The 13,198-nt window shown below is 59.2% G+C and carries 15 protein-coding genes; 5 read left to right on the top strand and 10 right to left on the bottom strand.

Annotated elements, in window-relative coordinates:
• Positions 1–225: 225 nt before the first annotated feature.
• Positions 226–1,233 (top strand): hypothetical protein, encoded by a 1,008-nt coding sequence (locus BMX59_RS30245; RefSeq protein ID WP_139212914.1) that lies wholly within the window; start codon positions 226–228, stop codon positions 1,231–1,233.
• A 250-nt stretch (positions 1,234–1,483) separates the two neighbouring features.
• Here BMX59_RS30245 and BMX59_RS20110 read toward each other — a convergent pair whose 3' ends face one another.
• The 5 genes from BMX59_RS20110 to colR form a co-directional block, all read right to left on the bottom strand.
• Positions 1,484–1,711: a hypothetical protein gene (locus tag BMX59_RS20110; protein WP_028617789.1), complete on the bottom strand. Its 228-nt coding sequence runs from the start codon at positions 1,709–1,711 to the stop codon at positions 1,484–1,486.
• Complete coding sequence (locus tag BMX59_RS20105; protein WP_093125116.1) at positions 1,708–2,427, bottom strand: lipopolysaccharide kinase InaA family protein; 720 nt, start codon at positions 2,425–2,427, stop codon at positions 1,708–1,710. The genes BMX59_RS20110 and BMX59_RS20105 overlap by 4 nt, the downstream gene beginning before the upstream one ends.
• Before the next feature lie 4 nt (positions 2,428–2,431).
• Positions 2,432–3,112, bottom strand: coding sequence for a class I SAM-dependent methyltransferase (locus BMX59_RS20100; RefSeq protein ID WP_093125110.1), 681 nt, complete (start codon positions 3,110–3,112; stop codon positions 2,432–2,434).
• Between the two features lie 188 nt (positions 3,113–3,300).
• A complete protein-coding gene (locus BMX59_RS20095) occupies positions 3,301–4,581 on the bottom strand; it encodes a sensor histidine kinase (RefSeq protein WP_071489305.1) in 1,281 nt (426 codons plus the stop codon).
• Positions 4,571–5,254: a two-component system response regulator ColR gene (colR, locus tag BMX59_RS20090; protein ID WP_003175870.1), complete on the bottom strand. Its 684-nt coding sequence runs from the start codon at positions 5,252–5,254 to the stop codon at positions 4,571–4,573. The genes BMX59_RS20095 and colR overlap by 11 nt, the downstream gene beginning before the upstream one ends.
• A gap of 250 nt (positions 5,255–5,504) precedes the next feature.
• Here colR and BMX59_RS20085 point away from each other — a divergent pair, with 250 nt between their 5' ends.
• The 3 genes from BMX59_RS20085 (at position 5,505) to BMX59_RS20075 (ending at position 7,959) form a co-directional block, all read left to right on the top strand.
• Positions 5,505–6,203 carry a response regulator gene (locus BMX59_RS20085; protein WP_093125106.1) on the top strand — a complete coding sequence of 233 codons (699 nt, stop codon included), beginning with the start codon at positions 5,505–5,507 and terminating at the stop codon, positions 6,201–6,203.
• Positions 6,193–7,491 carry an ATP-binding protein gene (locus BMX59_RS20080; RefSeq protein ID WP_092246779.1) on the top strand — a complete coding sequence of 433 codons (1,299 nt, stop codon included), beginning with the start codon at positions 6,193–6,195 and terminating at the stop codon, positions 7,489–7,491. Before BMX59_RS20085 ends, BMX59_RS20080 begins: the two co-directional genes overlap by 11 nt.
• 120 nt (positions 7,492–7,611) lie before the next feature.
• Positions 7,612–7,959: a hypothetical protein gene (locus tag BMX59_RS20075; protein WP_092246776.1), complete on the top strand. Its 348-nt coding sequence runs from the start codon at positions 7,612–7,614 to the stop codon at positions 7,957–7,959.
• Between the two features lie 75 nt (positions 7,960–8,034).
• Here the strand turns inward: BMX59_RS20075 and groL are convergent, their stop codons facing one another.
• The 5 genes from groL to BMX59_RS20050 all read right to left on the bottom strand — a co-directional run bounded on the left by groL (position 8,035) and on the right by BMX59_RS20050 (position 12,664).
• Positions 8,035–9,684, bottom strand: a complete 1,650-nt coding sequence (groL, locus tag BMX59_RS20070) for a chaperonin GroEL (RefSeq protein ID WP_092246773.1) — start codon at positions 9,682–9,684, stop codon at positions 8,035–8,037.
• 50 nt (positions 9,685–9,734) lie between these two features.
• Positions 9,735–10,028, bottom strand: a complete 294-nt coding sequence (locus tag BMX59_RS20065; RefSeq protein ID WP_003193940.1) for a co-chaperone GroES — start codon at positions 10,026–10,028, stop codon at positions 9,735–9,737.
• A gap of 247 nt (positions 10,029–10,275) precedes the next feature.
• The gene (locus BMX59_RS20060) at positions 10,276–10,752 is read right to left on the bottom strand and encodes an FxsA family protein (protein ID WP_016975517.1); all 477 of its coding nucleotides are present in this window, start codon (positions 10,750–10,752) and stop codon (positions 10,276–10,278) included.
• Positions 10,753–10,818: 66 nt separating this feature from the next.
• Positions 10,819–11,550 carry a HugZ family pyridoxamine 5'-phosphate oxidase gene (locus tag BMX59_RS20055; RefSeq protein ID WP_093125094.1) on the bottom strand — a complete coding sequence of 244 codons (732 nt, stop codon included), beginning with the start codon at positions 11,548–11,550 and terminating at the stop codon, positions 10,819–10,821.
• A 106-nt stretch (positions 11,551–11,656) separates the two neighbouring features.
• The gene (locus tag BMX59_RS20050) at positions 11,657–12,664 is read right to left on the bottom strand and encodes a DUF481 domain-containing protein (protein ID WP_071489298.1); all 1,008 of its coding nucleotides are present in this window, start codon (positions 12,662–12,664) and stop codon (positions 11,657–11,659) included.
• 154 nt (positions 12,665–12,818) lie between these two features.
• On the opposite strand from BMX59_RS20050, the gene BMX59_RS20045 reads away from it, so the two are divergent.
• The gene (locus tag BMX59_RS20045; protein ID WP_058423311.1) at positions 12,819–13,172 is read left to right on the top strand and encodes an MGMT family protein; all 354 of its coding nucleotides are present in this window, start codon (positions 12,819–12,821) and stop codon (positions 13,170–13,172) included.
• Positions 13,173–13,198 lie beyond the last annotated feature (26 nt).

The raw sequence follows: 13,198 nt of genomic DNA, 5'->3' as shown, positions 1-13,198 counted from the left end.
CCAGGAGAATAAATGTTCAACCTTATAACGCTCAACGGTATGCAGTCAGCGCACACACCGCCCGCCAATCGATCGCCGTGCCCATCTGAATCGCCAGCCACTAACTATCCCTGTGGACCGGATACCCGCAACTCCAATACAGACCAAAAGACTCAGGTTATACGCGCCAACCCTCCATCCCATCCCACTGGACGCCCATGGGGCGATAACCGCGGCGCACGTGAAATGGTCGACAGCAATCCCAGACTTAAAGAGTATTATTTCGGACCGCACCCAGAAAGTGACTTCGACCGGGCTTATAAAAAGGTTGGTAACTTTTCGATTGATAACCCCGACCCCAATGATCGGGCAGACAGGATGTACGATTTCTCGCAAGTGGTCGGGTACATCACATCAGGCACGGACAGCAGAGCATCACCTACACCTGGGCGACCGATATATGATGGCTATAATGGCCCCGGAAAGCCTCCCACAAAAAACTCAAATTATGAACTGTTCTTGAACTTCCTCGAGAACGGTTATTCAGCCCTGAAAGACCCAGCCAAAGATACAGAGAAAAACAAAAAAAACGATATAACCGAACATAATACACAAGCTAAAACTTCCGACACACCTCCAGATACAGAGAAAACTGTAACACCTAAAACAACGACGCCCCCCATCAGTGGCACTGAGGCCAAACGCCCAGAATTAAACACCGACGTCGCACCCACTGGCCCTACGGGAAGGCCAGAGTGGGATAAGCGGTTAGCAGGTCAGATTCTCAAAGAGAATCGTGAGATTGTAAATAGCCGACCTAAAATCATTCCCGATGAATGGTTAATAGAGGTTGTCGGTAACTATACTCCTAGTAATCCGGACCCAGTAAGCCAAGCTAATGCTGCTTACTACTTGGTACGTCTACTCCACTACATTGACTCTTTAACAACCGAACTTAGCCATCGTAACCATATGCCCACGGACCCTGCCGACCCAGAAAAAAACTTTTCCCCCTACCAATACAAAAACAACGGAAAAATTGACGGTGAACGCTACTCACCCCTTCCTCCTCCATTTAATTACGCAACAATCGACGCAGGCAGTGAGGCTGCCATCTTGTATAGGGTCGCCCACGAAAGGTCCTACTCAGCCCTGCCAACTGATAAAACCGAGTACTCCAAGCAGACAAAAATAGCGTACCCTGAAGTTGGAGCTTTGCCGCCCAAAAAACATAACTACGAAGTTCCCACATAATGCCAAGTTAACGTTGACACTCATAAACCGACAGCACCTTCAACGAGGCAACACGGCAAATAAAGCAATGCCCCCACAGCATTCTTTACTACTTTACAACCAGAGTACCTGACCTACAAAACGGCTCAATAAGTTATACACGCACTGAGGCCGAACATTAAAAACACTAAAGAAAGTTACGCCCTTCTACTTTAACAAGCCCAAAAAAGGCCTCGTAACGCGAGGCCTTTTCATTTTGCCTTTAAACTCATCAACTCTGTGGCCTCATCCCTTGAGACATGCCAAACATGAACAGCAACAACTCATGATCGGGCTTGGCCGCCGTGCTCGCCTTGGCAACGCGCGGCAACAGGCATTGCGCGCCACCCTGCGTTGCACTGAGCACCTGGGTGCGAGGCTGTTCCCACGCCGCCAGCGCCAGGGCTGCAACGCCCAGCGCCCCGACCAGGAACAGACCTCGTGCTATTTCTAGCTTCATCTGGTTAAACCCTTGATAGCGCTGCCAAACGCCGTCTCGTAAAAGTAGCTGAGTTTCTTCCAGTCGGTATCGTTCCACGACGAATGGCGGCGCAATTGCAGCATGTCATGGGAGGCGGCCCGATAAGCGGTCAGGCGCTGGCGGCATTTCTCGAAATCCAACAGCGCCACTTCGACGTTGGCCGAGTCACCCTCGCCCGTCACCCGCACAAAGATATGCTTGATGTAGAGGCAGCCATGCTGCCATCGGCCCTTGTGCATGCGCGCCAGGGTGCCGGCCAGTTCCTGGAGCACACGCTCATGCACCAGTTCGCCGTATTGCTCGCGGCCACCGGCGGCGTACCAGTTCTCGATTTCGTCGAAACCGTCGAGTGCGGCAGTGACCAGCAGCGCTTTCCACTGGTGCTCGGGGTCGCGGCGCGCTTCGCAAAACACCATTTCCGGCACACGCACGTCCAACAAACGCAAGCCCTTGAGGGCATCGCGCTCACGCAGCACCGTCGGGCGGCCAAACGGATGCAGCCAACTGCGGTAGATGTGCCCGGTCTGGCGCTTGCTGTAGAGCAAGCGTCCGTTGGGGCTGATCACACGCTGCACACCGCTTTCACCACCACGGCGACGATTGGGCTCTTCGACCCACTCGCCTTGCTGGTGCCAGAAATAATCGAATCGTTCCTCGGGAGCTACGTGACTGCCTGCTACGCACTCAAATGCCATCCTGTTACCTCTTGCGTAATACGTACACTCGCCACATGGCGTAGAGCGGTATGAAGTCCAGGGACTCCTGGACACGGAAGCCGGCTTCCTCAAACTCTGCTTCAACAGTAGCAGCCGGTAACACAAATCTGTTTTGGTAACCTTCCTGCTCACCTTTCTTGCGACGCTGCTGTTCGAGCCGCTTGCGTTTCCAGGCCTTGAAATTGCCATCGACCCACAACGAAACAATCACGCTGTCACGGGTAACGCGTTGAAACTCGCGCAATATCGCCACGCGATGCGCCGGATCACCAATGTGGTGCAACAGGCGCATACAGAAAATGCTGTCGACCGCGTTATCTGGCAAAGCAATATCAAAAGCCGATGTCTGCAAGGGTCGTACCCGTTTCACCACATCGGCGGGCTGGGCGACCGTTGCCACCTTCAACATGGACGCCGAGTTGTCGGCGCCGATGATCACGCGGTTGGGCTTTTCCGCCAGCAGGGGCCAGAAACGCCCGGCGCCGCAGGGCAAGTCCAGCACCAGGCCAGGCTCACCCGCCATCGCGAGCGCGCCACGGGCCAATTGCTCGTCGCGTTTGTGGGACAACCGGCGCGCCAGATTGTCCTTATGCTTGAGCAAATATTCTTGAGCGTGTTCGTCGTCGTACTTTTCGGAAAATTCGAGCTTGATCGGGGTAGGCATCAACGGGTCTCCAGTAGCTGATGCCTACAACGTTAAGCAGCGCACTGTGATTAACAGGTCAACCCGTTGTGAAAAACTTGTCCTGTCCAGCCCCATACATTTCAAGACTTTACAGACTCACGCAATAGCATGGGGCCATCTTCGCCGAATTACCGGGATCTCTGGCAGGATAGCGGCAGGGGATGGCGTCAGGCGTTGACCTGACTCAATTGCACATGAAAGCGGCAGCCGTTGGGCTCCATGGTACTGAGGCTGACGCTCCAGCCCTGGTTCTCGCAGATGCGCTGCACCAGCGACAACCCCAAACCCAGGCCCTCACCGCGCTTCTCGCTGCCGCGTACGAACGGCTCGAACATTGCCTCGCGCTTGTCCTCGGGGATACCGACACCACTGTCTTCCACGATAAATCCGCTCGGTTCCAGGGTCAGCCGAATAAACCCCTGCTCGGTGTAGTGCAGGGCATTGCGCAGCAGGTTGCCCATCACCGCATGCAGGAAGGTGGTGTTATAGCGCGTATCCAGGGGGTTGCCGGGCTGATAGATCAGTTCCAGGCCTTTGTGCTCGATGGGCTCGCGCCAGATGCCGAGCAGATCTTCGGCCACCTGCGTCAGGCTGACCTGGGGCGACATTGCCGCTTCGTCATGCTGGGCACGGGCCAGCATCAGGAAGGTCTGCACCAGTTCGCGCATTTCTTCGCAGGCCCGGGCAATGCGCAGCACCTGGTTGCGCCCGCGCTGATCGATGGCGGGGTTTTCCAGCAGCAGTTCGCAGGAGCTGGCCAACACCATCAAGGGTGTGCGCAGCTCATGGCTCACGTCGCTGGTAAACAGCTGTTCACGGGACAGGGCCTGGCGCAGCCGTCCCAATGTGGCGTCGAACGCCACCGCCAGCTCGCCCACTTCATCCGCTGCGTAATCCGGCGCCAAGGGCGGTGCCAGGCCGAGCAATTGGTCACGGTGGCGCACCTGACGGGCCAGACGCACCACCGGCGCCATTACCTTGCGCGCCAACACCCAGCCGAGGAACACCGCCAGCGCCAGGCTGAGCACAAAACCCACCAGCACCACGGCGAACAACACGCGCTCGCGCTCTTCGAAATCGCTTTGGTCCTGCAACAGTACGTAGCGCCGCCCGTCGACCACTTCGACCATGGCGTGGTACGACAGCGCCTCGCGGAACACCTCATGGAAACCGGGCTCAAGGTGGCGCAGATCCTTGGGCAACTCGAAGTCGCCGGGGCCACCACTGAAATAAAACAGCTGGTCCGGCTCGGGCCGGTGCCGCCAGTCCTCGACGGTGTCCATCAGCAGCAGGCGTTGCAAGTCCCCGCCCAGGCCCGCCGAGATCAACTTCTCTTCCACCAGGTGCACCGTCGCCACGATACCCATGGCGAAGGCCCCCGCCACCAACGCACTCATCAAGGCAAAGGCGATGATGATCCGTTGCGCAAGGCTTTGCTTAAACTCCATCACGACCCTCGGCCAGGCGATAACCCACACCGTGCACCGTCTGCAGCAACGGCTTGGCAAAAGGTTTATCGATCACCTGGCGCAATTGGTGAACGTGGCTGCGCAGGCTGTCACTGTCCGGGCAGTCATCGCCCCACAGGGCTTCTTCGAGAATTTCGCGGCGCAGCACGTGCGGGCTCTTCTGCATCAGCACCGCCAGCAGTTTCAGGCCGACCGGGTTGAGCTTGAGCAGGCGCCCTTCGCGGGTAACTTCCAGGGTATCGAGATCGTAGCTCAGGTCACCGACCTGCAGGGCGCGGCGACCGCCGCCCTGGGCACGGCGCAGCACGGCTTCGATACGTGCGGCCAGTTCCGATAGCGCAAACGGTTTGAGCAGGTAATCGTCGGCGCCGGACTTGAAGCCCTGCAGCCGGTCGTCCAACTGATCGCGGGCAGTGAGCATGATCACCGGCGTATCGCGGCGGGCGTCTTCACGCAGGCGTTTGCACAGGGTGTAGCCATCAATGCCGGGCAGCATGATATCGAGCACGATCAGGTCGTAATGCTCGGTGGCGGCCAGGTGCAAGCCCGACAAACCGTCCTGCGCACAGTCCACGGTGTAGCCCTTCAGCCCCAGGTAGTCGGCCAGGTTGGCCAGAATATCGCGGTTGTCTTCAACCAGTAGAATTCGCATGGGCAGTGTCTCCGTACGCGGTAACGGCCGTGTTGGCTCGCGCAGCTTAAGGCCAAGTGTGGCTCAGGGATAGACCCGCAAGGGCTGTCGATAAAGGTTTTCAACCGATATTTCAGTTGAACGAGATTTTCACTATAGCTTCACAAACTCAACACAACATCAGGGCTAGGATCGCCAAACTTTTCCCCCTTGCCTGCGCCGGAGCAAGGGCGTAACACTTGCGCCCATTCTCCGGCGATGACGCCCTTTCATGTCCGACACCCTGCTGCTGATCGAAGATGACCGCCCACTGGCCGCCCTGACGGCGGAGTTCCTGCGCGCCGAAGGTTTCAGCGTGGCGGTGGAGCACCGTGGCGACCGTGCCGCCCAGCGTATTCTCGACGAAAAACCGGCGTTGTTGATTCTGGATGTGATGCTACCCGGCATCGACGGTTTTACCCTGTGCCGACAGATCCGCGAGCAGTACCCCGGCCTGATCCTGATGATGACGGCGCTGGACGAAAACGCCGAGCAACTGACGGGGTTCAACGTCGGTGCGGACGATTACGTGGTCAAACCGGTCGACCCGCTGTTGTTGCTGGCCCGTATCCGCTCGCTGCTGCGTCGCCATCCCCAGGCGCCCCGTGCGTATTACCAATTGGGCACGTTTCGATTGGACCTCGACTGCCATTTCGCCTGGCTCGATGAGGTGCCCTTGCAGTTCTCGGTGGCCGAGTTCGAATTGCTTGCGATCTTCGCCCGCCACTGCGGGGTGTTGCTGACCCGGGAAAAACTCCTGCAAAGCCTGCGCGGCCTGGAGTACGACGGGCTCAATCGCTCGGTGGATATGCGCGTATCGCGCCTGCGCAAAAAGCTGATGGGCCTGGGCTGCCCGGTGACGATCCAGACCATCACCGCCCAGGGCTACCTGTTTGTCGAGACACCGCAAGAGGCCCGGCATGTTCTCTAGAGTGCGACCCTGGATGGCGATTCTCGCGGGCACCGGCTGGGGCGCGTTGACCCTGTATTTGCTGTGGCTGTGCGCCAATGCCTCGGTGTTTGTCGGCGAATACAGCTTTTTGCGCTTGATGGCCGGACCGGGCTATCTGGTGGCGGAGCAGCTCAAGGCCTTGCCGGCTGACCAGCGTGAAGCGCGTATGGAGGTACTGCGCGCGCGCTTCCAGTACCCGATCCGGCTCGTCACCCTGGATGAGGTCGAACTGCCGCCCGAAGCGCTGATCATGCTTCAGCACCAGCAACCGGCGCAGAGCAGCGATGAAGACATCACCTATTTCCCGCTCGACGACAAAACGCTGATCCAATTCGGCCCGATGTGGGGCACCGCCGAGGTCAAGGACCTGCTGCAATTCCCGGTGTATGGGATCACCGCGTGCGTGGCCGGCCTGCCGCTGGTGCTGTGGATGTGGTTCGGTCTGCGCGCACGCCGCCAGCGTAGTGCCGACTTGCAAGCGCTCGATAGCTGCCTGGCTACCCTGGCCCGTACCCCCAATGCGATGCTGCCAGCCATGGGCAAGGAATGGGCGCCCGTGCTGCAGACCTTGCAGCAACATGCCCAAGACATCAACGCCATGAGCGAACGTCACCGAGAGGTTTCCCAGGCCGTCTCCCATGAGTTGCGCACGCCGCTGGCACGCATGCGTTTTGCCTTGACCCTGCTGGGCAAAAGCGATGACCCGTCCACGCGCATACGCTTGCAGGAACGCCTGCAAACCGATGTGGAAGAGCTTGAAGCCCTGGTGCGCGCCAGCCTGGCCTTTGCCCGGATGGCGGGCGCCCCCGCCGACCTGCAGCATGAGCCCATCCCTATCCGTGACTGGCTGCATCAGGAGTTTGCCTTGCTCGACGGGCACCAGCGGCGCCTGAGCCTGGACACCGAGCCGGCGGACCTGCAATTGATCGGCGACCGCGCCTTGTTGCATTTGATCGTGCGCAACTTGTTGAGTAATGCAATCACCTACGCCCGTGACCAAGTGAGCGTCAGCGCTGCCCACCAGGATGACCAGCACCTGGTGCTGCATGTGGACGACGACGGCCCCGGCATACTCGCCGAAAACCGCGAAAAGATATTCGAGCCGTTTGTACGACTGGCCATGGGCGGCGATGACCCCGGCGGCTTCGGCCTCGGGCTGGCACTGGCCAGGCGCGCCAGCCAATGGCATCGCGGTGAGTTGTCCGTGGCGCGCAGCCCGTTGGGCGGGGCACGCCTGACCCTGATCCTGCCGCTGCGCCCGCAATAGCCTGCGTGTTACAGCCTGTGACAGTGAACCGTTGGCATTCTCCGTAATCTCGCCACCTGATCCAGGGTTGCCCCTGCGCCCTGGGTCCCCGTCCTCTGGACCCGGTTGGAGAGCCCGTTCATGCGTCCCCAAAAACAGCATTTATCCACGTTGATGCTATCGCTGTGTATCGTCGCCAGCGCGCTGCTGGCCAGTCAGGCGGCTGCCGTGAGCCGCGCAGCGCCTGACTTCACTGGTTCGATCAAGTCACCCGGCTACGACGCCCACACCCTTAAACTGCTGGGCGAGGTGACCATGTCCAGCCGCTGGCGGCGGCCCATACCCAGGCCACGCACTAAAGCCGCGACTCTGTCTGCCCAAGGCCCGCTCGGCCACACGTCTGCACCGTGGTCCGCTGCACGTGTGCCCTCGGCGCTTGCCAGGGGGATGACATTCAAGAAGCTGTTGCGACGCGGCGGCATGGGTTGAGCGGTCAACCGGACATAAAAAAACCCCGCCTGCATCACTGCAGGCGGGGTTTTTTATGAGCCGGGTAAGGCTGGCTTACATCATGCCGCCCATGCCACCCATGCCGCCCATGTCTGGCATGCCGCCGCCACCGCCTACTTCGGCTTTCTTCGGAGCGTCAGCGATAGCCGCTTCGGTGGTCAGAATCAGGCCGCCGATGGAGGATGCTGCTTGCAGTGCGGAACGAGTCACCTTGGTAGGGTCCAGGATGCCCATTTCAATCATGTCGCCGTAGACGCCAGTCGCAGCGTTGTAACCGTAGTTACCTTTGCCGTTCTTGACTTCGTTGACCACAACGCTTGGCTCGTCGCCGGAGTTGGCAGCGATCTGACGCAGCGGCGCTTCAACAGCGCGACGCAGCACAGCGATACCCACGTTCTGGTCAGCGTTGTCGCCGGTCAGGTTGGTCAGGGCTTCCAGAGCACGGATCAGCGCAACGCCACCGCCAGGTACCACGCCTTCTTCAACGGCTGCGCGGGTTGCGTGCAGGGCGTCTTCAACGCGGGCCTTCTTCTCTTTCATTTCAACTTCGGAACCGGCGCCAACCTTGATCACTGCAACGCCGCCGGACAGCTTGGCCAGACGCTCTTGCAGTTTTTCACGGTCGTAGTCCGAGGAAGTTTCGGCAACCTGGGCACGGATCTGAGTGATGCGCGACTGGATGTCCTGATCTACACCAGCACCGTCAACGATGATGGTGTTTTCCTTGGAGATGGTCACGCGCTTGGCGCTACCCAGGTTTTCCAGGGTGGCGCTTTCCAGGCTCAGGCCGATCTCTTCGGAGATAACGGTAGCGCCGGTCAGTACGGCGATGTCCTGCAGCATGGCCTTGCGACGGTCGCCAAAGCCTGGCGCCTTGACGGCTGCGACTTTAACGATGCCACGCATGTTGTTCACAACCAGCGTCGCCAGGGCTTCGCCTTCAACGTCTTCGGAAACGATCAGCAGTGGGCGGCCGGCTTTGGCCACGGCTTCCAGCACTGGCAGCAGTTCGCGGATGTTGGAGATCTTCTTGTCGACCAGCAGGATCAGCGGGCTGTCCAGCTCGGCAACCATGGTTTCCGGCTTGTTGACGAAGTACGGGGACAGGTAGCCACGGTCGAACTGCATGCCTTCGACAACCGACAGTTCGTTTTCCAGGCCCGAACCTTCTTCCACGGTGATCACGCCTTCCTTGCCGACTTTTTCCATGGCTTGGGCAATGATGTCACCGATGGAGCTGTCGGAGTTGGCGGAGATGGTGCCTACCTGAGCGATAGCCTTGGTGTCGGCACATGGCTTGGACAGGTTTTTCAGCTCGGCAACGATGGCGATGGTCGCCTTGTCGATGCCGCGCTTGAGGTCCATCGGATTCATGCCGGCAGCGACGGCCTTGTAGCCTTCGTTGACGATGGCCTGGGCCAGGACGGTCGCGGTGGTGGTACCGTCGCCTGCGTCATCGTTGGCACGGGAGGCAACGTCTTTGACCAGCTGCGCGCCCATGTTTTCGAAACGGTCTTCCAGTTCGATTTCTTTGGCGACGGAAACGCCGTCCTTGGTGATGGTCGGAGCGCCGAAGCTCTTCTCGATGATCACGTTACGGCCTTTCGGGCCCAGGGTCGCTTTTACTGCGTCAGCCAGGACGTTGACACCGGTGAGCATTTTCTTGCGGGCGGAATCGCCGAATTTAACTTCTTTAGCAGCCATGATCGATATTCCTTAAATACTTTGGAGTAACGGGAAAATGAGCGGGGAAATCAGTCTTCCAGAACAGCGAGAATCTCGTTCTCAGCCATAACCAGCAGGTCTTCGCCGTCGACTTTCACTGTGTTGCTGCCGGAGTAAGGGCCGAAAACAACCTTGTCACCCACTTTCACGGCCAGCGCGCGTACATCACCGTTCTCCAGGGTCTTGCCTGGGCCCGCAGCGACGATCACACCGTGGTTGGCTTTTTCAGCAGCCGAACCTGGCAGAACGATACCGCCAGCGGTTTTCTTTTCTTCTTCGCTGCGACGGATTACGACGCGGTCGTGCAGAGGACGAAGCTTCATTGTCGATCTCTCCTAATTGTGTTTTTCATCGGCCGGTATCAATTCCGGCGGGTTAAATTCCGGCGGTGCCGGTCGCGGTTCGCGGGGCGAAACGCGGAAGTCTGTCCAGTGTCACCACCAGAAACCTTGCGGTGACCGTTACATAAGGGCGCATATGCTTATTACAAGGGGCCGGGGATGAAAATTTTTGTGTCTGCCTGCGGTTAAACGCAGCACGGCACCCGAAGGTGCCGTGCCAATGAAGCGGTTATTTGCTGTCGCGGTGTTCGAACTCGCCTTCGATCACATCCCCTTCACGCCCCAGCGGCTGGCGCGGAGCGGGGCCGCCACGGGGTTGCAGGTCGTCGGCGAAAGCTCGCTGGCGAATCGCCGCCTCTTCGGCACGCTGGCGCATCTTGCCGGCCAGCAGCTTGCGGGTGAACGGCAGCAGCATCACCAGGCCGACCACATCGCTGATGAAGCCCGGCAGGATCAACAGGCCACCCGCCAGGGCCATCATCAGGCCTTCAAGCATGGTCTGGGCGGGCAGCTCGCCACGGTTCAGGCTTTCACGGGCACGCAGCGCCGTGGCCAGGCCGGCGACGCGCAGCACCAGGACGCCGAGCATCGAGCCGAGAATGATCAGCAACAGGGCCGGGAAAAACCCGATCGCGCTGCTGACTTGAACGAATACGAACAGCTCCAACACCGGGAACAGCAGAAAGAGCAATAAAAAAGGGCGCATCAAATGGTTCCTCAACGCAAGAATGCCTTGCCAGTCCACCTTAGATGACGTCGCCGTTTCGTGAATTCAAGCGTCGGCGCTGGCTTTTTTCGGCCAGGCCTCGGCGTGGGCCAATGAAACCAGGGCTTCGCGTACTTGTGTCGGCGTGTTGCAAGGCTCCGCAAACGGCAACCAATATAAGGATTGGCCGATACGCAAGTGCATGCCTTCGCTGTCGATGCCGGCCAATTGGGCGGGCTCGGAGGTGGGCAAACCGCTGAGATCGACGTAATGGGCAATGGCCTTGGCGTGATCGCTGTTCATGTGCTCGATCATGCTGCGCTCGGCCTTGCCGGCGAACGGGTTGACCAGGGTCAACTGGTCGACCCAGTGAATCGCGCCAAAGCCACCGATGTACCGGTGGCGTACGGGTTTGAGTACCCAGAAGTCGAAGTCGTGGGCCTTGTGGTAGTTGGCCGAATCCGGGAAGTAGCGGTAATAACGCTCGGCCGCCGCCTCGATGGCGTCGCCCTCCTCCAGTTTTTCCGCTTCGGCCAGGTAGGTCAGGCGCCCGACGGCCTGCACATCATCGGCCTCGCGTTCCCCCACCAGCAGCGAACACTTGGGGTCTTTCTGCAGGTTGTGGGTGTGCTGGGCGATACGGCTGATCAGGATCAACGGGCGACCCTGCTCGTCGAGGCAATACGGTACGACCGAGCCGAAGGGGAAGCCGGGCATGGCTTTGGACAAAGTGGAGAGAGCCCCACGGTATTCCTTGAGCAACAGCTCTCGGGCGTTCTTGGCAACCTGTGCGCTCAACGTATGACTCCTCGGGTATTCAGCCGCCCATGGCATATGGGAATGGATCTCAACGCAAGGTAATCATTATCGGCAAAGGTTGCCAAGCAGGTTTTGTTCGACCGTGTTACCAGGCCACGCCGAAGCCCGCGGTGTAGCGGGTCTTGCTCAGGCTGCTGTCGGAGTCGCCACTGATCACGTCGCGCTCGGCCTTGAGGTTGAGAGAGGCCCACTCGGTGACTTTGTAGCGCAGGCCCATTTCCGCATCCAGCGAGTACTCAGCAGGACCGTCGATAGGCTTGCCCACTTCACCATTGGTAAAGAATTCAACGGTCTTGCCCACCAGGTAGCGGTTGTAGTTCCACTTCATGGCCAGGGAATAGAAGTTGTCCTTGCCGCCGTCGGCGTATTCATAGTCGGTGCGGTTGACCAGCGAGCCCAGGGAGAACGCACCCAGCTCATCGTCCCAGAACTGGTAGCCAGGGCCGGTACCGACGGTGCGCTGGCGCGAGAGGTCTTCAACCTTGTCACGCTTGTAGGTCAAGCGCCCCTGCCAGAACCAGTGTTCGGTCAGGAAGCGGTCGAGATCGTATTCCAGGGCCCAGTTGTCGGTGGTGGTGACATCGTCCTGGAATTCGCGGTTGTACTCGCCCTGTCCGGTATGGCGCCATTGACCATGGCGTGCGGTGGTCTTGAAATCGATGTCGTAGTCGTTGGTGTCTTTGTCGGCGCGTTTATAGTCCAGCGCCATGTCCACATTGCCCTTCCACACCAGGTCTTCGATCACAGGCTTGGGCTTGATGATCTGCTGGATGCTTGCCAAGTCCACCGTCTTGGGCGCTTCACCGTTGGCTAACACCACCTTGCCATCCTCCGCTGCTTTCAGGGATTTGGCTTTCTCGCCGGTGTAGGCGTCCTGCTTGACCAGCAACTCCTGGTCGCTCTCCAGGGTTTTCACCTGCTTCCAGTCCACGGGGATGGCACCGGCGTAGTCAGTCTGGATCAGCAATTTGCCGCCATCAAAGACTTTGATCTTGCCAGTCAGACGGTCACCGTTCTTCAACCAGACGGTGTCGGCCAGCAAGGGCGTGGAGGCGCTGAAAACAGCAAGGCACAGCAGGGTTCTGGACAACATAAGCGGGTATGGGGCTCAAGGTTGGCGAAAAGGAGGCATTATCGTGTTAGATAGCTAGGACTGACTCAAGTATCGAGGTCGAGTTCAATGCTCATCGCGATGTTTACCGACGTTTCTTACAAATATGCCGACGATTTAAACGGATAGCCGCTCAATGAATCAACCTGCCGAGTCGCCGCAAAGCCCCGCCGAGATGCGTCGTACCGCGCTGTACCTGACCCTGGCGCAAGTGCCCGAAGGCTGCGTGGTGAGTTACGGCGAGCTGGCTCACCTGGCGGGCCTTGGCCGTGCCGCACGCTGGGTGGGCCGTACGTTGAGCCAACTGCCAGAAGACACCAGGCTGCCCTGGCACCGCGTACTGGGTGCCGGTGGTCGGATAAGCCTGCCGGTGGGCAGTGCCTCGGGTGACGAACAACGGGCGCGTTTGCGCGATGAAGGCGTCACGGTCCGCAACAATCGCGTGGATATTCAGCGCCATGGCTGGCGCCCGGTAGAGCACAGCGGTTAGAGTGCGCGCTTTGTTTCCGCAAATCT

Source organism: Pseudomonas sp. NFR09, assembly GCF_900111535.1.
Lineage (GTDB): Bacteria > Pseudomonadota > Gammaproteobacteria > Pseudomonadales > Pseudomonadaceae > Aquipseudomonas > Aquipseudomonas extremorientalis.
Note: the sequence above shows the minus strand (reverse complement) of the source record. Positions and strands in the feature narration are given on the sequence as shown.